The sequence below is a fragment of the Pseudomonas sp. LB3P31 genome, from assembly GCF_054897945.1.
The window spans coordinates 672,730-695,685 of the sequence record NZ_CM142710.1; the positions used below are offsets into that span (position 1 = coordinate 672,730).

The window sequence follows — 22,956 nt, forward strand, 5'->3', positions numbered from 1 at the left end:
TGAGCTCTGGAGTCGACCTGAGTCGACTCCAGAGTATTGTCCGCTGAAGATCAGCTCGTAGTGGCCTGCTGGGCCAACTCACGGGAAGTGAGTTCGCTCAGCAGGTTCTGACGATTGACCCTGTTGTCGGCTTCCAGGGCTTCCAGTTCCTGGAAGTACGCCTGATTGAACTCGGGATATTTGTCTTCAAGCGCAGTGCCTTTGGCCTGGAAGTTTTCCTGTACCCGGGTGAACTCGGTCGGGTATTTTTCCTCCAGGAAATCCCTCCAGTACTCACGCACCATCAGTTGCTCGTTGAACTCGGCGGTCTGTTCCTCGGCAATGATTTTGGTATACGCCTGGTCGAGATCCGCAGCGGTCACCTGCGCCAGGTTGCCATAGAGCATGCCTTGCGGTTGGCTGGGCAGGTCAAGGCGTTGCGCCAGCCCGATGCGATAGGCCAGGCGAATTTCCGCCGGATCAATACTTGGGTGGGCCTCGATCCTGGTCCGTGCGACCTCCTCGACCTGAGCGAGGCGAAACAGGCGTCGGGACAGCTTAAGCAACTCGCGACCCTTGTGTTCCGGGGTAATCGACTTCAGGGCTTCGTACTCGAAGACCTCGACTTCCAGTTCGTTGAACAACAGGATTCGGCCATCGCCACAGGTCGCCCGATGCCGCAACGCTTTCGCCAGGCCCATCAGGCGATGGCTCAACGCCTCATCTCCATAAGCCGATTCGAGGACGCGCCAGACCCGTTGCGTCAGGCCCAGGCGATCAACGCGAAAGTCCTGGGTGTGCCGCAGTTGCGAAAGAATGTAGGCAAAGTCCTCGGTGGTGTCCTGCGCCATCACGGCCTGCCACATTGCGTGCTTGTCCGAATCAGCCGGCACTCCATCGAACCAGCGGTCCTTTTGCGCAGTGGGTGTCTCTCGATCGGGATGCACATCGCCCTCACCTTCATCCGAAGATTCTGCAGAATCGAAATCCGCCAGCCGGTCGTCGATCTCCCTGGCGGTGAACCCCAACCCTCGTCCGGTTTCGCCAAGGTACTCCTGCAAACGGATGAATTCGTCCGACTCCAGTACGTTATCGAGCAGACTGGTACCGGCCATCAGGTTTGCATGTTCGGGCCGCAATGCCGCTGCAGGTATGGTCGAGATCTGGTTGCCCGCCAGGTCCAGCGTTGACAGTGCTGGCGCTTCCAGCACCCCTGTCGGCCACTCACGCAGATTGTTGCTATGCAGATCCAGGGTATGCAGTTGGTCGAGGCCAGTCATATCGAACTCCCACAACTGGTTCTCACCCAGGTTCAGCCACTGCAAGCGCGGCATCGAGCGGAGCTGGCGCTGCAACGGCGCACTGGCGCGGATATCGCAATAAACCAGGTTTAACCGGGTGAGATCTGCACAGCGCGTCACCGCTTCCGGCAAGCTGCCCAGACCGTTGTGATCGAGTGTAAGACTGCGCAGACGGGGAAATGAGCGCAGGAACGCATCCGAGTTGGTCGTGAGCCCAACCCTTGTCAGGTCCAGCTCGACGACATGATTGAACGTGAACGGCATGGCCGGCAGGTCGCCGATGATCAGGCCGGTAAAATCAATAACCGTACCCGGCGATGCGCCCTCGCCCCCAGGGGCGTCTCGTAACGTGCTGCGCCAGCTTTCCAGCAATTTATCAGTCGCACGGCGGCGGTCCAGCGCATTGATCCAGGTGCGGCCGTGGCGCGAAGCCGGGACATCTATCCAGTCATTCAGGCTTTTGAGCAATTGAGTGTGTTGCGCTTCCCATTCGACGATGCGGTTTTCAATTTCAGGCGCGCCCATTCCTCGCTCGAGCCATCCATCTATAAGCCCGACGGCCTCGTCCTCGGACAGTTGAGGATCAAGGCGCTGCAGTCGAGCAGCCGATGTCCCGGGCGTGTCACCGCGCGTCACCTCCAGCGACAATAAAAGGTCGGGGCGCTCCGATGCTTCCACCGGAAAGAATTCGGGATCGCCACCGGTTCGACCTGCTGCCAGTTGCGCCCGGGTAATCCCCATCGGGGTTTGGGAGGGCGTGCGTTGCGCATAGGCGCGTACTGCCGCCAAACCTTGCGGGCTCAGCCGGCAACCTTGCAGCGAGGTGATACCGAGGAGTCGATCATGGCCGGTCATTGCAGCCACCGGGACGGTGGTGACGGCGCTATTATTCAGGGCTAGACGGTGCAATTGGGGCAGCGACATTACGCCTTCGGGCCATGCCGTCAGGCGGGTATGCCCCAGGTACAGGCTTTGCAGGTTGGTCATCGAGCTGACGTCCAGGGCGCCGACCCGATTGTAGGCAAGGTTCAGCGTCCGCAACGATATCAAGCCGTTCAACCGGGACTGAGCCAACGGCGTGATCGTCAGTTCGTTGAACGAGAGATCGAGCGCAGTCAGTTCCGTAAGCTTACTGAACGCCTGGGGGATTTCAGTCAGTCGGTTGGCGCTGAGTTCCAGAGTCGTCAGCTTGGGGAAACCCAGCAGAAAATCGCTGGTTTGCCTGCTCGACACGCCCATGCCGCTCAGGTTCATGCGTCGGATATGGGGAAACACCGTATCGCCCAGCTCGGGTAGATCTCCTATTGCCCCAAACCCGGTCAGGTCCAGCACGTCGCTCCTATACAGGGGCGCTGCCCACGCTGGTCCTGCCATGGGTTCGCGTGGGGCATACTCGGCGCGCAACCCGTTGCGCGCGCATTCGCGAACTCTGTCGGCAACCTGCTCACGATGGTGCAATTGCACCTCTTCGGCACTCACCCTGACAGGCGTGTTCTGCCACGCATCCAGCGCCAGATTCAACGCGCTTCGCTGATGGTGCAATGCATCAACCTGATCCAGCAGTGCTACGCCCATTACTCCTTTGCCATTTAGCCCGCCCACCGCCTGGGAAGCGAAAGAGTAATCATCCGGCATCAGTGATGACAGGCGCGCACGACAGTAGTGGTCAACCATCTGCGGTTCCTGAACCAAATGGGCCGGGTGGTCGTGGACATAGGTGTAGGCCTTGCGGAAAGCTTGCGGCTCCATGGCACCCCAGTTCATCTTCAAACCACGCCACAGCGCCTCATGTCCGCTGTACAGCCCGGTAGGCAGCTCCTGAATTTTAACGGCCTGCAAGTCCAGGGCTTCAAGCCTGGGCAGGTTCAATACTCCAGTGGGCCATCTGTCCGGTTGGCCTGCCAGGCGCAGGGAGCGCAGGTTCGTCAATTTGCTGAAGTCCATCGCGACCCCATCGCCTTCAAGCGACAGAGTCTCCAGCTGCGTCATGCCCTCAAGCGCCTGCAGAAACTCGGATGTATAAACCTGAGCTACTCCGTTGAGGTTCAATTCGGTTATAGCGGTCAACTCACCGAGCTTCCCGGCCAGGGCAGCAATATCCTGGCCTTGCACGGTGATGTCGAGTTTTTTCACTTGCGCGAATTTTTCCAGGACCGTCACTCCGGAGGCATCGGTAAGCTGGCTGCTATTGAGTCGAACCGTGCGCACATGGCTGAAATCAGCAGTCCATTCGGGCAATGCATCAGCCCCGCGCAAGTCGAGCTCAAAGGCGGGTTCCTGCCCTCGATACAGGCCGGAGCGCCAGCACCGGAGTATCTTTTCCACCTGCATCCTGCGCGCAGCCTGGCCGGCTCCAGTGCCGATCCAGGCATTCAACTGTTGGTCCAGAGCCGCGAATTCCCGCTGGCGGTTGTTCAGGAGATTGAACACTTGCTGATGGCTATCCCCGGCGCTCAGACGACTCCTGACAAATTGGCTGGCTTGCGCCTCGGAAATGTTGGGGTAGAGGTCGCGCACCCTGGTGACCAGGCTCGCATCGGGAAAACCCTCTCCCCGGCCACTGGCCAGGTAACCGAGTTGGCCTGTGGGCAGGCGCAGGGATGGGCCAGGGCCGTCGATGGGATGTTGGTTCAGTACGCGCGACATTTCCTCGCGATGAGCGCTGGCATAGCTGGCCAGTTCCTGTTGCAGTGCCTGGCCCGGATTACCCAGCAGGCTCTGCCGGGTAGCTGGCGGCGCCACCTCCACCAGCGATTCGAACAGATTGCGGCCGTGGGCGGGGATGCTGTTGAGCGCCCCGCCCTGGGCGTTGAACGCGCGATAGCAACCCTCATGCTTGACCAGGTAATGACGAATCGTCGCGCTTTCGTTTCCAACGCTGTCCAGTAGCGGCCCCCGGATAGAGCCGGCGCGGATTTCCACGCGCATTTGCGCTGACCAGCCGGGCAAGTGCTGCAGGTTGTGCACCGCCAGCCGATCGCTGGCCACCGAGGCCATGCTCTCCAGTTGCATTCCGCAGAATGCGCGGTTCAGGGCAGCTTGCTGGATATGCGGACGAATCGCCTTGGCCTGACGCAGCGACATTTTTCCGCTGCTGCGCAACCGGGACAGCTCGCTGGCACTGGAACTGGCCAGTACTTCCTGGGCGGCCTCGTTCGACAATGTAGAAAAACTGCGCTGCAGGCGCTGGATATCGGCATCTGCCGAACGCTCAGAGGTATGCAGCCGGTCGAACAGCGACTTTTTCCTGATCAACGCTTGATTGGCCAGTCGGTCCCTGAACATCTGCACCGGGTCCGCGCCGGCTTGTGCGCTCCTGGCGCCCAGCAACTGGAGCTTTTGCTCGTCATCAAGCGCAGCAATCACGGTTTGCGGGAGTTTCCCGGCACGGATTTCGGCTCGGGTGATCTTGATGGTCGGCTTCGCACTGTGCTGCGCCAAGGCAGAACTGTAGCGCTGGGAAGTGCCCCAGTGTTCCGAGCCCTCGAAAACTTCCAGTATTTCCTCAATGGGCCAGTTTGGCAGTTCCATGGCCAGCGGAACGACAAAGTCGGCACCGCTATTGAGGTGGCTGCCGTTGCGCAGGCCCACGATCAATTCATCCACCTGCTGATCCGCCCTGAATGCCGCGATCGTCTCTGCAAGGCCCGGCGGCGGGGCTTGATAATCAATATGCATCTGGCGCAAGACATCATCACTGACCCCGCTGACATCCCCGATCTGCAGCAATTGGGCATCAGAGAAGGCGTCCATCTGCGGGCCGATACGGCGCAACAGCGTCAAGCGATCCCATTCCAGTGGACGCTCATGGATATGGCGCCAGGCACCAAGCTGATTGTGTCGCAAGACCGGTTGAAAGGCTGCGGGGTCGGTAGGGTGTTTGATCCGCCACTGTTTAAGCGCTGGGTCGTAGCTTTTCTCGTAGGTTTTACCCTCCAGCTTGATAAAGGTTTTGCCCCCTACCTCGTATTGCCCCAACGCGTTGGGGGTCACGCGGTCGAGTGAGACACCGCTCTCGTAGCCCGTGAGCTCAGGATTCCACAGCCGCAGCTCGCCAAATGGCGTGGAGATGGTGCGCATCCCGTCGACGAACCGCGAAGCAGTGATCGGTGGCGCCTTGCTTGCAAGCGCACCGAGGACCGCCATGAAGGCCACGTTTCCCATGACCGACTTGAGGTGACCCCAGGCCTCTTCGGCATCGCCCTCCTTCCACGCTTCCACCCCCTGGTAAACTTCATTACCCAATTGTACTGCGGCCACCACCAGCATCATTTCGCCCAGGCCCGGAACAAAAAAGGCGGCGACGTTGAGTACGTTAAGGCCCCACTCGGCCAAGTGTTCCAGGCGTTCGATCCACGCCTGGTGATCGACCGCAGCGGTCGGAATTGCCAGCAACCGGGCATTTGACTTGATCCTGGCAAGGTGAGCTTCGTAGCGCGCACCGAACACTTCAGCGTCGAAGAATGTTTCGCTCAGGGCCAGGTTGACGTCTTCGTTCCAGATCTCCTCGTATATGCCATCGACAAAGGCTGCGGGGTTGTACGGCGGGCCTGGGTATACCGGGTTCGGATTCCAGCGATGGGTTTTGAGCTGGGCTTTGAGCCTGCGGAAAAACCTTGGCGACTCGTCCTGAGGCAGCAACCCGGCGATAAAACGCTGGAAGCTTCCCGAGCGTAGGCGGATGGCCAGGTCCTTGGCAAACGCAGCGAGTGACGGGAACTCCATGATCGGGCACCGCGGATCGCCCGGCATGTAGACAATGATTCGCGCATTGGCATCGACTGCCATGCTCCAGACGGATACCGGTAGAAACACCTCTGCGATATCTTCCAGGGTCGAGGTGGGTTTGCGGGTTTGCGGACCGATGATCAACACATCGCTCAACTGCGAACCCAGTGCCGTCAATTGGCTGCAAGCCACCGATTTCCCATCGATCCTTGGATCAGGGCTGCCATCGAGAACCGCCAGCAATGTGGCATACGCCGATTCACTGAGGTCCGATTTCATCCGCGCAATATGCGCCTGCAGGCGCATGCGGTCCTTGTTCGCGGTGATCGTCTGTTCACGCACCGTCGCGCTGGTGCCTGGCGCATCGAACACGGCGCTCAGGTGGTCCTGGTACTGCTGGCCCAGGTCCAGTTGCCGGCACAGGCTGGCGAACTCCCCCGGCTTGATCGACATCTTGTCGCGAATCTTGTAGCGCGTACTCCAGAACGGGTATCTGTCACGCTTATCGTAAAGTTCGTTTTCCATCGCACCGGCCGGGGCCAGCGCACTGGTTTCCTGCAGGGACACTTCATCAAACGGCTCGTTCGTCTCGAAGTTGCGCAGAGCGGCCTGCAGCAGTAACTGCTCATCCGCCCGGTTGGGCGAACGCAGGTGATACAGCACGGTCTTGGTGACATCGGGCGACTGGCCAAAAGTCTTGCCCATAGCCTCTGTCAGCAGCGGCTTGGCGAATTCGGCTATACCCTTGAAGTCTTTGAGGGTCTTGGCCAGCGCCTGGGTGGAGCGGTTGCTGCTGACCTGGCTGTTGTACAACGCCAGGCGCATCGCAGGTGATGCCTGCGCGTACAGTTGCGGGTAGTTTTTGGCGAACACCTGGGCGGGATCCAGGGCCTGGGCCAGGCTGTCGATGTGTGCGGGCGCGAGGTGTTGAGTCCAGTCGGGCAGACGGTGCTTGATAAACGGGACGTGAAATCCAGGGTCTATGGGTTTGGCGAGCTCGGGCATTGGGTAATTCCTGATGACGGTTGGTAGACCATCAGGAAATCACGGCCCTCGCGGCGCTTGGCGGTACATGGTTATGGCACACATAAACCTTGGGCAGCTGCCGAAGGCCGCGTTCGCCTGCGCGGTTATTTGACTATGCTTACGGTTCACACCGGCATGACGAGGAGTATATGGACGATCCAGTCGACAACAACAAGCCGCCGACCTTCTGGCAAATGTTGCACAGCGTGCTGGCGGCGGCATTCGGGGTCCAGAGCGGTAAGAATCGTGCGCGCGACTTCACTCATGGCAAGCCGAGTCACTTTGTAATTCTGGGGATTTTGTTTACGGCGGTATTCGCCTTGACGCTGTTCGTCATCGTCAAGCTGGTGCTGCATCTGGCAGGCATCTGACATGGTTCGCACCGGGACTGAGGAACTGCACCGATGCGGCGTGCGCACACGGCCCCCAGCCCGGACGAGGCCGTTTATTGATGGCTGACCCAGAAAACGGCAGTTCCAACGACCAGGATGATCAGGAACAAAATGGCCCAGGCATCCACCGTACTATCAGGTTTTGAAGCTTTGGTAGGGTTGCTCATTGCATCGCCTCTTGTCGGTTTTATCGGTGATTGCAGGAAGACTCGCTCACAGTAAAGCCGATGATTGCCCACACCACAAACGAGGGATTGGTAACAACGATTCTCGTTAGTCGTTTTGGTTCTTTACATATACTCAAACATCACTTTTGCGCATAACTACAAACTGGTATCTTGCCCCGGCTCCGTTGGGAGTGCGCGGCCGTGCGCGCAGAATTGCCGAGGCAGTATCGGCTTCAGCAAGCCAAGAATGCAGCTGGAACCGACCGGCCCAAGCCTGAGAACAGGACTTATATGTACGTATACGACGAGTACGATCAGCGGATCATCGAGGACCGCGTCAAGCAGTTCCGTGATCAGACCCGACGCTATCTGGCAGGCGAGCTGAGCGAAGAAGAATTCCGCCCCCTGCGCCTGCAAAATGGCCTTTACATCCAGCGTTTTGCGCCGATGTTGCGGGTGGCGGTGCCTTATGGCCAACTGACTTCGCGCCAGACGCGAATGATGGCGAAAATTGCCCGCGACTATGACAAGGGCTACGCCCACATCAGTACCCGGCAGAACGTGCAGTTCAACTGGCCGGCGCTGGAAGACATCCCGGATATTCTTGCCGAACTGGCTACCGTGCAGATGCACGCGATCCAGACCAGCGGCAACTGCCTGCGCAACGTCACCACCGACCAGTTCGCCGGCGTTGCGTTCGACGAGCTGATCGATCCGCGCCCGTGGTGCGAAATCGTGCGCCAGTGGACCACTTTCCACCCGGAATTTGCCTACCTGCCGCGCAAATTCAAGATCGCGATCAACGGATCGACCTCGGACCGTGCCGCCATCGAAGTGCATGACATTGGCCTGGAGCCGGTGCACAACGCAGCGGGTGAGTTGGGTTTCCGCGTACTGGTCGGCGGCGGTCTGGGCCGTACGCCGGTGGTCGGCGCGTTCATCAACGAATTCCTGCCGTGGCAGGACCTGTTGAGCTACCTCGATGCTATCTTGCGCGTCTACAACCGCTACGGCCGTCGTGACAACAAGTACAAGGCGCGGATCAAGATCCTGGTCAAGGCCTTGACCCCAGAAGTCTTCGCGCAAAAAGTCGACGCGGAAATGGAACACCTTCGCGGTGGCCAGACCACGCTGACCGAGGATGAAGTGCATCGCGTAGCCAAACACTTCGTTGATCCAGACTACAAGTCCCTGGACAACCAGGCGCAAGCGCTCGCTGACCTCGACAAGGAACACGCAGGTTTCGCCCGCTGGCGTACCCGCAATACCCTGGCGCACAAGAAGCCGGGTTATGTCGCCGTGACCCTGTCCCTGAAACCGACCGGCGTAGCACCGGGCGACATCACCGACAAACAGCTGGACGCAGTGGCCGACCTGGCCGAGCGCTACAGCTTCGGCCAGCTGCGCACCTCCCACGAGCAGAACATCATCCTCGCCGACGTTGAGCAGGCCCAGCTGTTCACCCTGTGGGGCGAACTGCGCGAGCAAGGTTTCGCCACGCCGAACATTGGCCTGCTGACCGACATCATCTGCTGCCCGGGGGGTGATTTCTGCTCCCTGGCGAACGCCAAGTCGATCCCGATCGCCGAATCGATCCAGCGTCGTTTCGACAACCTGGACTACCTGTTCGACATCGGCGAACTGGACCTGAACATCTCCGGCTGCATGAACGCCTGTGGTCACCACCACGTTGGCCACATCGGTATTCTCGGCGTGGACAAGAAAGGCGAAGAGTTCTACCAGGTCTCCCTGGGTGGTAGCGCCAGCCGCGATGCGAGCCTGGGCAAGATCCTCGGCCCGTCCTTCGCCCAGGAAGCCATGCCTGATGTGATCGAAAAGCTGATCAACGTGTACGTCGAACAACGTACCGAAGACGAGCGCTTCATCGACACCTACCAGCGTATTGGCATCGACCTCTTCAAGGAGCGCGTCTATGCAGCGAATCATTAAGAACAACGAAGTCGTCGACGAAACCTGGCACCTGTTGCCCAAGGATTTCAACATCGACGAAATCAGCAACTGCGACGACCTGATCGTCCCGTTACAGCTGTGGCGCGAACACAGCCGCATGCTCAAGGCCCGCGATGGCGGCCTCGGTGTGTGGCTGGATGCGGATGAAGAAGCGGAAGAAATCGCTGAAGACGTGGACCAGTTTCAGGTGATCGCCTTGAACTTCCCTGCCTTCACCGACGGTCGCAACTATTCCAACGCGCGTCTGTTGCGCGACCGCTACGGCTTCAAGGGCGAACTGCGGGCGATCGGCGATGTGCTGCGCGATCAACTGTTCTACCTGCGCCGCTGCGGCTTTGATGCCTTCGCCTTGCGCGCTGACAAAGACCCGTACGAAGCGCTGGAAAGCCTCAAGGACTTCTCGGTGACCTATCAGGCCGCCACTGACGAACCGCTGCCGCTGTTCCGTCGCCGCTGAAAATGTAAAGTCATGACCCCTGACGGGGTCATGCATCAATTCTCCCTGATCGGAAACGGTCGTCCCAGCGCCACCCAATCATTGAACAGCCGCGCCCGGCCCTCCAGGGCACTGAGTACCGCCATAGGGCTGTCGAGAGCGTCACGTCCCAACGGCACGTCTTGAGTCAATCTGCCCCAGAACTCCGGCGAGGCATCGGCTTCCGTCAACAGCCGCCATACCCGAACCTGCAGGTCCAGGTAACTGATGCGAAACTCCGCAGTCAGGCTGAGCGTGTTCATGCTGCCCAGAAGTCTTGCACCTGCAGGCTTGAGTGCCGTTCGCTGCCAGATCTGCAGCCGGGCATCGCGCTGTGTTGCTTGAACTCCGTGCAGCCAGGTGGCGGGATCTGCATAGTGATTATCAGGTGTGCTCAACCACAGATTGATGCCGGTGCGCGCACGATGTGCAACTAATCGCTGCAGAGTGTCCTCATCGGTCAGCGGGTTGTTCCACAGCAGCACCCTGTCCCTGGCGATGGACTGATTCAGCACCGCCTGGGGAATACGGGTAATCTGGTTATGGCTTAGATCAAGGAAAGTGAAAGTCGGCTCATCCGGTATTCCTAACGGGCAACGGGTGATTCGGGTGTTCCTCAGGTTGAGCTTGCGCAAGTTGCTCATTCCCAATAACACCGGTGGTACTTCCAAAGGGTTGTCGCTCAGGTCGAGGATCTGCAAGTTAGTCAGATCGCAGAGTTGCGAAGCCGCATGCGAATTGAAGACCAGCTCGGTGGCGCGCAAGTTGAGTGAAGTCAGGTGTTTCAATTGGCCAATCACCGGCGGCAAGGCGCGCCCTTCAGTTCCCACGAAGAAATGACTCAAGTCCAGCCTTTCCAGATTCAGTGCTTCGAGGTTTGGAAAGCTCTGGAGAAATCCGTTCAGGGTTTGCGGTACGGTCAGGTGAAAACCACGCATCGACATTTCGATCACATCATTAAACCTGATGCTCAGGGTGGGTAATCGATGATAATCCTCGAAGTCGAGCACCAGCCTGACGCCGCGAATGCGCCCGTCTGCATACAAACGGTCCTGCACCGGGCCGCGTTTTTGCCAGATGGCAACCAACTCCTCGGCGAGCTCCCTGCGAACCCCGCGCTCTTGATCTACAGCGATTTGCATGACGTGGGTATTTTGTTGGGCGACTTGCTCCTCGGTCATGCCTGCGGCCTCCTCGTCAGCCATGTCGAGAACAGTGATGTCCATTTCCTGGATATCCTGCGTCACCTGGTCGATCCAGTAGTTCAGGTCGATGTGCAGCTGCTCCAGCTCCAGGTTCAGCCGATCGATATACGCCTGCACGAATTCACCGGCGTTTTGTATCAACTGATCCATGTCGGCCTCGCTGATGTCCGGATAAGCATTCCTCAGCTGCAGCTTGTGCATCCGTAATTGCAGCGCCTGCCCCTGCGCTGTGGGGGGATAGCCGCCTCCGCGGAGCCCGGCGGGCTCGAACGTCATGCCGGCGTCCAGCCTCTGCAGGCCGAGCAGTGTTTCGCTGCGGGATATGGCCTGATCGCCGAGTTTGATCCGCAATGCCCTGATGGCATCAGGTGCTGTGAGATGCAATGCCGAACGTTCGTCGTCTGTCAGCATGCCGAGGACGGCATCGAAGAAGTCAGTGGGCTGGCCATTGTGCAAGTAGCTGCTATCGACCTTGATGATCTGCCGGAAATGAGCCGCATCGAGGGGTCCACAACGATCAATCACCCGTCCCGATGGCGAACCATCAAGGATCTCCAACCGCAGGTCGCGCGGCCAGCCGGGCAGATTTTTCAGCGAATGCAATGCCAGCCGGTCAGAGTCGGCGTTCGCTGCCGACCGCAGGTACAACCCTTCATAAGCATGATTGAGCCGCACGTGCTGTTGATACTGGCGGGCCTTGCTGTCCAGTTGAGCCAACAACTGGTGGCTCTCCACGGCTTCGGGCAGCCGCAGGACATCGACACCATGGCGGTCGAGCATCTGTTCGATGGCGCATTTGGGCAGGCCAGGGTATTGCTGCTGGAACAGCCGGACCCACTCATGCTCCGACTGCTGCAACGCTGCGTACCGGCTGTTGAAGAGGGCTGCGCTGGCCGAGGGGCCGAGCTCCTGGTCGAGCTTGAAGCGATTGATGGTGTCTGCCAGCAACGGCGTCGGTGGGCGACCCGCCTGCATCAGGCGCAGCATGTCGTCATCAATGGCACACACCTTGCCAATCTGTGCCAGCACCTCATCACTGAAGGACGCCACCGAAGAGCCAAGACCGCGCAGCAATTGCAGGCGTGTTGTCGGCGCATGGCCTGCGGTTTGCGGTGCAGTGGTCGGTGGCGACGCAGGCCTGTCGGACTGCTCCAGCCCAGGAGTTTCGCGCCCAGTCTCTCGCTGCGGGCCCCTTGCGGCCTCCGCTGCTTCACCCTCCAGCACAGCCCCCACTACGGGAAGTGCATTGAGCAAGCCAAACACCGTACGAGTAACCCCCGCGGAACGTTCGCCGGGAGTTTTGCCGTCTAGCGCCTGGTCCAGCCCGTACCCAGCGTCAATCAGTCCAGCCAGCGCCAACACACCTTCGCCTCCCGGCACGAACAGCGCAAGTGGGCCAAACTGGTTGATCCACTGCACCAACGGCTCAACGACTGCACTCAGGTTATCGCGATTGACCTGTGCGTCGTCGTGAATGCTCTCCACGCTGGCCCGGGCGGCCTGCTTCATGCTCAGCACCAGGCGCGCAAAGGGGTCGACGTCCTTGGCAGGGTCGTCAAAGTCGATATACTCGCTCGGGTTCCAATAACCATCGTTATTGAAAAAGCCGGCATTGTTGCTCAACCAGTGTTTGGCGGGAAATTGCGACATAGCCTCCAAAGCCGTCAGCACGCCGGCATGAAAAGTACCGTCCTGGCGATCGCCCTCGGCGAAGTGCGACGCCAAGGCCTGTCTGGTTTCATCCACCCTGCCCTGCGTGACCACCCACCGATGCAGCTCGCTGGCATCGGCGAACTCATGCAGTGGCGAAGAATTACCGGGGATGTACAGCAGCACCCGGGGGCTGGCGGTGTCGCGAAACGACCAGATATCGTTGGCGCTGTAACGGTAAAGTTTCAAACGGCCAAATTTGATCGACGATGGGACCCGGGCCGGCAACTGCAGGTCATCTAGAGTAAGCGTTTGCCAACGCTGCCCAGATGGCAGGCCCGCCGCCCCCAGCGCCAGTTCCAGACCTTGCTGGCTCAGGCGTTGTTCATGCCACTGCAACCACGCTGCCATGACATACGCTGCCCTGACCGAGGTCCTCAAGCTGCAGGGCCGGCCTGCAAGGAGCACCTCATCGTTGGGCCAGGCCTGTTCAAGGTAGGTTGCATACAGACTCTTCAACTCGAGTTCCCAAACCCATTGCTTGAAAGCGTCAGGCCGCAGGTTTAACTGTGTCAGCGGCCCGTAGGTCTGCGGGAGGGTCTGGCGATAGATGCCTTCATATGTCAGGTGATTGCCGCTACCGTGATCAGCAAACTCGTCGACCTTCTGCACAATTTGCACGCAAGGGCCGATATCAGGCGGCGAGTACAGACCGAAGGCGTTCTCGGCGAAGCGACCGTCACCCACGGTCTGATAGTTCGACAACAGCGTCTGCAGCAGTGAACGGGAACTCGCTACCTGTCCCTGCTCGACCCCGTCCAGTGCAGGGTGCCCCTTGAATTGGTAATGGAGGGTGACCAGCAGGGCCGTGCGTGGATCAATGTCGGCCCCCCACTTCTGCTTGATCAGGCGCTCGCCAAACTCCCCAGGCGTCTGCGGCAGGGCCAGGTCAAGTACAGGTTTGAGCTCGGACAAAAAAGGGGGGCTGGGCGTTGCGGGTTGAACAGGCATGGTTGATCACTCGACACCGATAAAGATCGTCAGCTTATCGAGCGATTTTTTTTAACTGCCCTACATATCTATCGCCAGAAATAAAACGGCCCCTTTCACTGCATCACTGTGAAAGAGGCCACTAGTCAGTTGCAGGTATTACCAGAATCGTTGTTGCGTCAACCGGCTCCACCAGCTCAGCAGCAGCCGATCGACCGATCCGCTGGCCGCCATGCCAATGCGCTCCTGCAGGCTTTTACGTTCGGCATAATGCAGGTGGTACAGCTCGGATTTCTTCGCCCGCTCGGACAGGTACTCATCGCTGGTCTTGAGTTCGTCCACCAGCTGCAAGTCGAGCGCCGCAACGCCCAGCCAGATCTCGCCAGTGGCCACCTCATCGATCGCCAACTGCGGGCGATAACGCGCAACGAAGTTCTTGAACAGCTGATGGGTGATGTCCAGGTCTTCCTGGAATTTCTCCCGGCCTTTCTCGGTGTTCTCGCCAAACACGGTCAAGGTGCGTTTGTATTCGCCGGCAGTCAGCACTTCAAAGTCGATGTCATGCCTCTTCAGCAGGCGATTGACATTGGGCAGCTGCGCGACCACGCCGATGGAGCCGAGGATGGCGAACGGCGCGCTGATGATCTTCTCGCCGATGCACGCCATCATGTAGCCGCCGCTGGCCGCCACCTTGTCGATGCACACGGTCAAGGGCACGCCGGCGTCACGGATGCGCGCCAGTTGCGAGGATGCCAGGCCGTAGCTGTGGACCATGCCGCCGCCGCTTTCCAGGCGCAGCACCACTTCATCCTTGGGGGTGGCGAGGGTCAGCAAGGCGGTGATCTCGTGACGCAGGCTTTCAGTGGCGGAGGCCTTGATGTCGCCATCGAAATCCAGCACGAATACCCGTGGCTTGGCCTCGGGTTTCTTTTTCTGCTTTTTCTCGGCCTTGGCCTGGGACTTGCGCAGCGCCTTGAGCTGGTCCTTGTCGAGCAAGGTATGCTCCAGGCGTTCGCGCAGGCCCTTATAGAAATCATTCAGCTTGCTGACCTGCAACTGCCCGGCCGATTTGCGTCGGCCCTTGCTGCGCAATGCCGCGAAGCTGGCCAGGACCACCAGAATGGCGACCACCAGTGTCACGGTCTTGGCCAGGAAACTGGCGTACTCGGCAAAAAACTCCACAGGGACTCCTTCATTGCTAAGCGCGGCATTTACCACGCGCGGGGTTACGCCCAGCATACCCATGCGCCGCCTTGTCGGCCAGCCGTGAAACCTGTGGTAACAGGCAGGCAACCGGCATTTCAAACAAGCGTATGTTTTTTCATTGACAGCACCCCGTCATCCCCATAACCTCGCCAGACCTTCAACGTAGCGGGATGAAGCGGACGTGGGCAGCATCTATCTGATTCGACATGGCCAGGCCTCATTTGGTGCAGACGACTATGACGTCCTGTCGCCGACCGGTATCCGCCAGGCGCAAATCCTCGGCCAGCACCTGGCTGCACTGGGTCTGAGCTTTGATCGCTGCCTGGCAGGCGACCTGCGCCGCCAGCAGGATACCGCCACCGGTGCCCTGGATCAGTTCGCCGCAGTCGGCTTGCCCGTGCCTGTTCTGGAAACTGATGCTGCATTCAATGAATTCGATGCCGATGCAGTGATCCGCGCGTTGCTGCCGGAACTGCTGCCGGACGAACCCGAAGCGCTGCACATCTTGCGCAACGCCGCGCAAAACCGCGGCGAATTCCAGCGTATTTTCGCGCTGATCATCGAGCGCTGGCTCGCCGGCACCTACGACACACCGGGCCTGGAAAGCTGGCTGGGTTTTGTCGAGCGGGTTCGGGCCGGCCTGCACCGAATCCTCGAAACCGCTGACAACACTCAGAAAATCGCCGTGTTCACCTCCGGCGGGACCATCACCGCCCTGCTCCACCTGATCACGCAAATGCCTGCCCGCCAGGCCTTTGAACTGAACTGGCAAATCGTCAACACCTCGCTCAACCACTTGAAGTTCCGTGGACGCGAGGTGGCCCTGGCTTCCTTCAACAGTCATGCGCACCTGCAACTGTTGAAGGCCCCGGAACTCATCACTTTCCGCTGAGTCCGGATTATTGTGACCCTGGCTGTCATCACCCAACTGTAATTCCCAGCTGTAATTCCCAAGAAAAGGATCGAATCATGACCTCCGTAGCTGATGCCGTACAAGCAATGAAAGCCAAGTTCAACCCAGCCGCTGCTGCCGGTCTGGACCTGGTATTCGGTTTCCGCATCGACGACACCAAGAACTTCTCGCTGATCGTCAAGGACAGCACCTGCGAGCTGCAGGAAGGCGAAAACCCGGACGCCCAGGTGACCCTGGTGATGGACGGCGAAACCCTGGAAGGCATCGTCAGCGGCGAGACCGACGGCATGCAGGCGTTCATGGGCGGCAAATTGCGCGCTGAAGGCGACATGATGCTGGCGATGAAACTGTCCGAGCTGTTCCCGGCCTAAGCGACGGGCTCCCGACTTTCGGGGGCTGCGCCTGGCTGCAAACGAATCCCGCCCTTCGAGGCGGGATTTGTCGTTTTCGCCCGGGTGAAAAGGCCATCGCTGGATTTGCGGTCTATATTCTTTCTGGCCGCATGCGTCAGACATCCGCATTTGGCCTCGCTTCTTGCCCCAGGAGCCACGCGGAGAGCACTGCCATGAGCCCACCTGACGACCACGACGGATTTAACCGCCGTCGTGTACTGCAAGGCCTTTCGGCAGGGCGCCGTCGGTGCCTGGGTCAGTCCGTTGTTTGCAGGGAGTAAAACCATGCCCGATAACCCCGCCGACCTTATTTTGTACAACGGCCGACTGCACACCGTCGACCGCAAGAAACCCCAGGCCAGCGCCGTGGCGATCAAGGACGGGCGCTTTGTGGTGGTGGGCAGCGATGCCCAAGCCATGGCTCTGCAAGGCCCCGGCACGCAGATCATCGACCTGCACGGTCGCACGGTGATCCCCGGCCTCAACGACTCGCACCTGCACTTGATTCGCGGTGGCTTGAATTACAACCTGGAACTGCGCTGGGAAGGCGTGCCGTCGCTGGTCGATGCCTTGCGCCTGCTCAAGGACCAGGCTGACCGCACGCCGACGCCGCAGTGGGTGCGTGTGGTCGGGGGCTGGAACGAATTCCAGTTTGCCGAGAAACGCCTGCCCACCCTTGATGAATTGAACAGGGCTGCACCGGACACCCCGGTGTTTGTTCTGCACCTCTACGATCGTGCCCTGCTCAACCGGGCCGCGTTGAAGGTAGTCGGTTATACCCGCGATACGCCCAACCCGCCGGGTGGCGAGATCCAGCGCGACGCCAATGGCGATCCCACCGGCATGCTGATCGCGCGCCCCAATGCGATGATCCTGTACTCGACCCTGGCCAAGGGGCCCAAGCTACCGCTGGAGTATCAGGTCAACTCGACCCGCCAGTTCATGCGCGAACTCAATCGCCTGGGCGTTACCAGTGCCATCGATGCCGGCGGTGGCTACCAGAATTACCCGGACGACTATCAGGTCATCCAGCAACTGGCCCGGGACAAGCAACTCACGGTGCGCATTGCCTATAACCTGTTCACCCAGAAGCCCAAGGAAGAGCTGACCGACTTCAAGAACTGGACCAGCACCTCACGGTATGGCCAGGGTGATGACTTTCTGCGGCACAACGGTGCTGGGGAAATGCTGGTGTTCTCCGCTGCCGACTTCGAAGACTTCCTCGAACCGCGCCCCGACCTGGCGCAAACCATGGAGCAGGAGCTGGAACCGGTGGTCCGCCATCTGGTGGAACAGCGCTGGCCCTTCCGCCTGCACGCCACCTACAACGAGTCGATCAGCCGCATGCTCGACGTGTTTGAGAAGGTCAACCGCGACATCCCGTTCGATGGCCTGCCATGGTTTTTCGACCACGCCGAAACCATTACCCCACAGAATATCGAGCGGGTGAAAGCACTGGGCGGCGGTATCGCGATCCAGGACCGCATGGCGTTTCAGGGCGAGTATTTTGTTGACCGCTACGGCGCCAAGGCCGCCGAACACACGCCGCCCATCGCGCGCATGCTCGCCGAAGGTCTTCCGGTGGGCGCGGGCACCGACGCTACCCGGGTGTCGAGCTACAACCCCTGGACGTCGCTCTATTGGCTGGTCAGCGGGCGCACCGTCGGTGGTCTGGAGTTGTATCCGCAGGGTTTGAGCCGCGACACCGCGCTGGAGCTGTTCACCCATGGCAGTGCGTGGTTTTCCTCGGAGCAGGGCAAGAAAGGCCAGATCAAGGTCGGGCAACTGGCGGACCTGATCGCCTTGTCGGCCGACTATTTCCACATTGAAGATGACGCGGTGAAATGGATCGAGTCGGTACTGACCATCGTCGACGGCAAGATCGTCTACGGCAGCGCCGAGTTCGCCAAGCTGGGTCCACCGCCGGTGCCGGTGGTGCCTGACTGGTCACCGGTGGTGACTGTGCCCGGCCACTGGCGACCATTGGCGCCGATGACAGCCCAGGTTCATCAATGTGTGGGCGCGTGTGCGGTACATGCCCACAGCCACGAAAGAGCGCGATTATCCTCGGCACCGGTCAGTGATTTCCAGGGATTCTGGGGCGCGTTTGGCTGTTCGTGCTTTGCCTTTTAAGAACGCAGGCTTCGCCAGCTGCTATAAGGGTCGGCGCAGGGATATGTGTTTACAATGCTCGCACTTCCCGCACCGGCCACCCCATGGACATCGATCTCGCCCGCACCTTCCTCGAAATCGTCCGTCACGGCAGCCTCGCCGCTGCGGCCGAGAAGCTTCACGTGACCCAGACCGCAATCACCGCACGGGTGCAGAAACTCGAGAGCCAGCTGGGCAGTACACTGTTTGTGCGCAATCGTGCCGGAGCCCGCCTGACGCCCAACGGCGAGGCCTTTGTGGTGTACGCCAACCAGCTGGTACAAACCTGGGAAGCGGCGCGCCGGGACCTGCCCCTGCCGGAGGGTTATCGCAATGTCCTGCACATCGGCGGCGAGGTCAGCCTGTGCAACCCGCTGATGCTCAGCTGGGCCGGCAAACTGCGAGAGAAGATTCCCAGCCATGCCCTGCGCATGGAAGTCCGTGATGGCGAACATTTATTGCGCCAGCTGGAGCTTGGGCTGCTGGACGCGGCGCTGGTCTTTCAACCCGAGTACTGGCCGCGCCTGCAAGTCGAGCAAGTGCTGGAAGAAAAACTGGTGCTGGTACGCCTGGTGGCCAAACCCGACCCTTACGTCTACATCGACTGGGGCCCGGACTTCCGCCGTCAGCATGATGCGGCGCTGCCGGAGAACGCCAGGGCCGCCATGAGCTTCAACCTCGGCCCGCTTGCGCTGCAGTTCATCCTCGAACAGGGTGGCAGCGGTTATTTCCGCACCCGGGTGGTCCAGAGTTACCTGGAAAGTGGCGTCATGGAAAAAGTACCGAAGGCCCCGGAGTTCAACTACCCAACCTATCTGGTCTATTCTCGCGACCGTGATTCGGCCACCTTGCAACAGGCGTTCAACCTCCTGCGCGAGATCATCAGGAGCGACAGTGACTGGTCGCAACGCTGGGATCCGCTGACCTGACTGCGCTGTGCACCGGATGATGGCGTTTGTGCCGTCATGGTTCTCCCAGCCGAAATCCGCCAATCGGCTAATCTGCTGGTGATAACCATTATCCCGGGTGATTGCATTGAGGCAGACCACCGATACATTCCGCAGCCGCTACCGCGCCGCCGTCCATCCACGCTACAACCCCTGGCTGCACGGGGGATTTGTGCTGGGGTTCGGGCTGCTGGCCATAGGCGGATTCTGGAGCACCGTACAGCAGCTGCAGCCGCTCGAATGGCTGGCCGTACCCTTGACCCTGTTGCTGTTCAATGCCGGGGTCTACCTGGTGCATCGCCACCTTGGGCACCACAAGAAAGACTTCGCGCGGATGTTCTACGCGCGCCATGCCGGCGATCATCACAGTTTTTTTACCCCCGGCCATATGGCCTACGACAGCGCCCGGGACTGGCGCGTCATCCTGTTCCCGGCGTGGCTGATCGTGTTGCACACGTTGGTCATCACCCTGCCCCTCTGGTGGCTGCTGTCCCTGGTCAATGCCAACGTTGCCGGTTTGTTCGGCGGCTGCCTGGTGCTGGGCTACCTGGCCTATGAGGTGTTTCATGCCTGCGAACATCTGCCACCGAGCAACGGGTTGACCCGCCTGCCATGGATACGCCAGATGCGCCGCCTGCACGAACTGCATCACCGCCGCGAACTGATGCAGGAACGCAACTTCAACATCGTTTTCCCCCTGATGGATTACCTGTTCGGCACCCTCTACTGGGAACCGGAACTTCTCACCCCGCCCCAGACGAGTAGGCCCATGACCCGCATGCAGCATCAAGTCGACATTGTCGGCAATCCAATTGAAGTGCTCGCCTACGCCAGTACCGTGACCCGCTGGCCGGAATGGCATCCTTCGTCGCTGAAAGTCGAAGGCCAGGCTGGCCCGTTGCATGCGGGATCACGCTTCGAAGAAGACATCCGCGCCGGCGGGCGTGAGGGTCACCTGAGCTGGATGGTCGAGGAATACCTGCCGGGACGTCGCTGGAGCGCCCGGGCTCAGGACGGCAAGGGCCTGTCGCTGGTGGTGACCTACGAGTGCGCCGCCGAGGGCGACGGCACCCGGTTTATCCGCACCCTGGAATACCAGTTCCAGGGCCTGGGGATGCGCCTGGCCAACCGGCTGCTGCTCAAGCGCCGCATCGATCGCGAGTCTGCGCACTCGCTGCAGGCGCTGCGTGACATGGCGCACAAACACCTGGCCCCGGCAGGAGCCAACGCGTGAGTCGATCCTTCAAGTTTCGTCATGCCGTGTTGCTGGTGATTGTGGCCATTGCCGCGTATCTGTTGTTGATGCCGACCAAGGTGCAACCAGTGGCCTGGAACCCGCCGCCGGCTCCTTCGCTCACCGCTGGCATCTATGCCGACAATCAACGCCTCAAAGACGTGGAGACGGTGGGAGTTTCCAGTGTCGAAGGCCCGGAGGCCTTGCTGCTCGAAGACAATAACTTGATCACCGGCCTGCACGACGGTCGGCTGATTCGCACCAGCCTCGATGGCAAGACCACCAAAGTGTTGGCCGACACTGGTGGCCGGCCCCTGGGCCTGGCACGTCACCCAAATGGCTTGCTGGTGATCGCCGACGGGGTCAAGGGCCTGTTGTCCCTGGACGCCCAAGGCCGTCTGATTCCATTGGCCACAGAGGCCAACGGTGTGCCCTTCGGCTTCACTGACGACGTCGCCATCGACAAGTCCGGCCACTACGCCTATTTCAGCGACGCTTCCAGCCGCTTTGGTTATGGCCACGACGGCGATGCGATCATCGAGCATGGCGGCGACGGGCGCTTGCTGCGTTATGACTTCCAGACTGGCAAGACTGCCGTGCTGCTGGACAAGCTGGAGTTTGCCAATGGCGTGACCCTGGGCCCGGACGACAGCTTTGTGCTGGTCAACGAAACAGGCGCCTATCGCATCAGCCGGTACTGGCTCAGCGGGCCGAAAGCCGGTACTCATGACGTTTTCATCGACAACCTGCCGGGCCTGCCCGACAACTTGTCATTTAATGGCGAGAATCGTTTCTGGGTAGCGATCTACGCTCCGCGCAATGCTCTGCTGGACGCCACCGCGCCGCATCCGTATGTGCGCAAGGTGATTGCCCGGGCCATGCAAGTACTGCCCAAACCGGTAGAGAAACGCGCGTTTGCCCTTGGGCTGGATCTGGACGGCAAGGTGATCGCCAATCTGCAGGATGGTAGCAGCGGTAATTACTCGCCAATTACCACCGTGCGCGAGTACGGGGAGTGGTTGTATTTCGGATCGTTGAAGGCGGATCACATGGTTAGGCTGTCTCTGGCGAAGGCACTGCAATAATCATATGCCCCATAATCAAGCCATAAATATTGAGCAAACCTGTGGGAGCAAAACTTGCTCGCGATAAAGGCCGTACATGCGACATCGAGGTGTCAGACAGACAGTCATCGCGAGCAAGCTTTGCTCCCACAGGTGGATATTGAAATCATTAATACTTGGCAGACCGGGCTGTCAGGTCGGCGCCTGGAGTTGCTGGACGATCTTGTCCTTGACCTGCAAGCGCTTCTCCTTGAGCTTCTTCAACGCGTCATCGCTGGGCGCGTCCGATTGTGCAGATTCTGCCTTGACCACCTCGGCATCGGCTTGGGAATACTTGTTGATCAGTGAATCCAGTAATGGATCTTTGGTGCGTTTTTGCTGGATCTCTTCCTTTGACAGTTTCAGGTCCTGATACAGATCGTGGGTCACCGGCATGGAACACCTCCGTTTCGTTGATCGGCAGTAAACGCGATCAATTGCGTTCACCAACTACCAGAATGGCCTCGGTTGGCCGGTTCTGTCGAGACCACAGGTGTCCGTTCGTCGTGCTGGCGCAAACGCGATAAAACCTTTGCCCATGCACTGACCTCCATTTATTAACGATCAGCGGATCGCTAATAAAACCTGTGTGGAGAATGATCAATGGACGGATTCACCCTGCGTAACCTGGCCCTGGCCGTAGCCTTGAGCAGTAGCATGGGCACCGCGTTTGCCGCCACTTCCAACGATTTTGTCGACAATGCCGCTGCTGGCGGGATTGCAGAAATCGAAACCAGTCGACTCGCGCTGGAGAAAAGCTCATCGGCGGATATCAAGGCATTCGCCAACATGATGATCACCGATCATTCCAAGGCCAACGATGAACTCGCGGCGCTGGCGAAGAAGAATGACTTCGAAGTCCCCGACACCACGACCCTGGTGAAGCAGGCCAAGGAAAAGATCCTCGACATGCGTGATGAATCCTTCGACACGGCCTACGCCAACAACCAGGTGAAGGCTCACGAAGAAACCATCGAGCTGTTCAAGAAAGAAGCCAACACCGTGACGGATGACAAGGTCAAGGGTGCAACCGACTTCAAAGCGTTCGCCCAGAAAATGCTGCCGGCCCTGGAAAAACATTTGGCTGAAGCGAAAAAACTGCAGGCTGCGCATCCAGACAAGTAAG

14 protein-coding genes are annotated in these 22,956 nt (G+C 59.6%); 10 read left to right on the top strand and 4 right to left on the bottom strand.

All coding sequences use genetic code 11. The annotated features are described in order from the left end of the window. Positions 1–50: 50 nt before the first annotated feature. Positions 51–7,013: an NEL-type E3 ubiquitin ligase domain-containing protein gene (locus ACYZTK_RS02865; protein WP_462013043.1), complete on the bottom strand. Its 6,963-nt coding sequence runs from the start codon at positions 7,011–7,013 to the stop codon at positions 51–53. A 170-nt stretch (positions 7,014–7,183) separates the two neighbouring features. Here ACYZTK_RS02865 and ACYZTK_RS02870 point away from each other — a divergent pair, with 170 nt between their 5' ends. The 3 genes from ACYZTK_RS02870 (at position 7,184) to ACYZTK_RS02880 (ending at position 10,021) form a co-directional block, all read left to right on the top strand. Next, positions 7,184–7,405: a DUF2970 domain-containing protein gene (locus ACYZTK_RS02870; protein WP_462013044.1), complete on the top strand. Its 222-nt coding sequence runs from the start codon at positions 7,184–7,186 to the stop codon at positions 7,403–7,405. 479 nt (positions 7,406–7,884) lie between these two features. Next, complete coding sequence (locus ACYZTK_RS02875) at positions 7,885–9,543, top strand: nitrite/sulfite reductase (protein ID WP_462013045.1); 1,659 nt, start codon at positions 7,885–7,887, stop codon at positions 9,541–9,543. Further along, the gene (locus tag ACYZTK_RS02880; protein WP_462013046.1) at positions 9,527–10,021 is read left to right on the top strand and encodes a DUF934 domain-containing protein; all 495 of its coding nucleotides are present in this window, start codon (positions 9,527–9,529) and stop codon (positions 10,019–10,021) included. The genes ACYZTK_RS02875 and ACYZTK_RS02880 overlap by 17 nt, the downstream gene beginning before the upstream one ends. A 35-nt stretch (positions 10,022–10,056) precedes the next feature. Here ACYZTK_RS02880 and ACYZTK_RS02885 read toward each other — a convergent pair whose 3' ends face one another. Continuing rightward, positions 10,057–13,905, bottom strand: a complete 3,849-nt coding sequence (locus ACYZTK_RS02885) for a dermonecrotic toxin domain-containing protein (protein ID WP_462013047.1) — start codon at positions 13,903–13,905, stop codon at positions 10,057–10,059. Positions 13,906–14,043: 138 nt separating this feature from the next. Next, complete coding sequence (gene sohB, locus ACYZTK_RS02890; protein ID WP_462013048.1) at positions 14,044–15,066, bottom strand: protease SohB; 1,023 nt, start codon at positions 15,064–15,066, stop codon at positions 14,044–14,046. 205 nt (positions 15,067–15,271) lie between these two features. Here sohB and ACYZTK_RS02895 point away from each other — a divergent pair, with 205 nt between their 5' ends. From ACYZTK_RS02895 to ACYZTK_RS02920, 6 genes are all read left to right on the top strand, one after another. Continuing rightward, complete coding sequence (locus ACYZTK_RS02895; RefSeq protein WP_462013049.1) at positions 15,272–15,982, top strand: histidine phosphatase family protein; 711 nt, start codon at positions 15,272–15,274, stop codon at positions 15,980–15,982. 77 nt (positions 15,983–16,059) lie between these two features. After that, complete coding sequence (locus tag ACYZTK_RS02900; protein ID WP_008154977.1) at positions 16,060–16,374, top strand: SCP2 sterol-binding domain-containing protein; 315 nt, start codon at positions 16,060–16,062, stop codon at positions 16,372–16,374. Positions 16,375–16,680: 306 nt separating this feature from the next. Then, positions 16,681–18,528, top strand: coding sequence for an amidohydrolase (locus ACYZTK_RS02905; RefSeq protein WP_462013050.1), 1,848 nt, complete (start codon positions 16,681–16,683; stop codon positions 18,526–18,528). A gap of 83 nt (positions 18,529–18,611) precedes the next feature. Then, on the top strand, positions 18,612–19,475 hold the full coding sequence (locus ACYZTK_RS02910) for a LysR family transcriptional regulator (protein WP_462013051.1): 864 nt from the start codon (positions 18,612–18,614) through the stop codon (positions 19,473–19,475). A gap of 106 nt (positions 19,476–19,581) precedes the next feature. Then, positions 19,582–20,727 carry a sterol desaturase/SRPBCC family protein gene (locus tag ACYZTK_RS02915; RefSeq protein ID WP_462013052.1) on the top strand — a complete coding sequence of 382 codons (1,146 nt, stop codon included), beginning with the start codon at positions 19,582–19,584 and terminating at the stop codon, positions 20,725–20,727. Further along, the gene (locus tag ACYZTK_RS02920) at positions 20,724–21,812 is read left to right on the top strand and encodes an SMP-30/gluconolactonase/LRE family protein (RefSeq protein ID WP_462013053.1); all 1,089 of its coding nucleotides are present in this window, start codon (positions 20,724–20,726) and stop codon (positions 21,810–21,812) included. The genes ACYZTK_RS02915 and ACYZTK_RS02920 overlap by 4 nt, the downstream gene beginning before the upstream one ends. 171 nt (positions 21,813–21,983) lie before the next feature. On the opposite strand, the gene ACYZTK_RS02925 is transcribed toward ACYZTK_RS02920, so the two are convergent. Continuing rightward, on the bottom strand, positions 21,984–22,226 hold the full coding sequence (locus ACYZTK_RS02925; RefSeq protein WP_462013054.1) for a YdcH family protein: 243 nt from the start codon (positions 22,224–22,226) through the stop codon (positions 21,984–21,986). Between the two features lie 207 nt (positions 22,227–22,433). On the opposite strand from ACYZTK_RS02925, the gene ACYZTK_RS02930 reads away from it, so the two are divergent. Continuing rightward, a complete protein-coding gene (locus tag ACYZTK_RS02930) occupies positions 22,434–22,955 on the top strand; it encodes a DUF4142 domain-containing protein (RefSeq protein WP_462013055.1) in 522 nt (173 codons plus the stop codon). Position 22,956 lies beyond the last annotated feature (1 nt).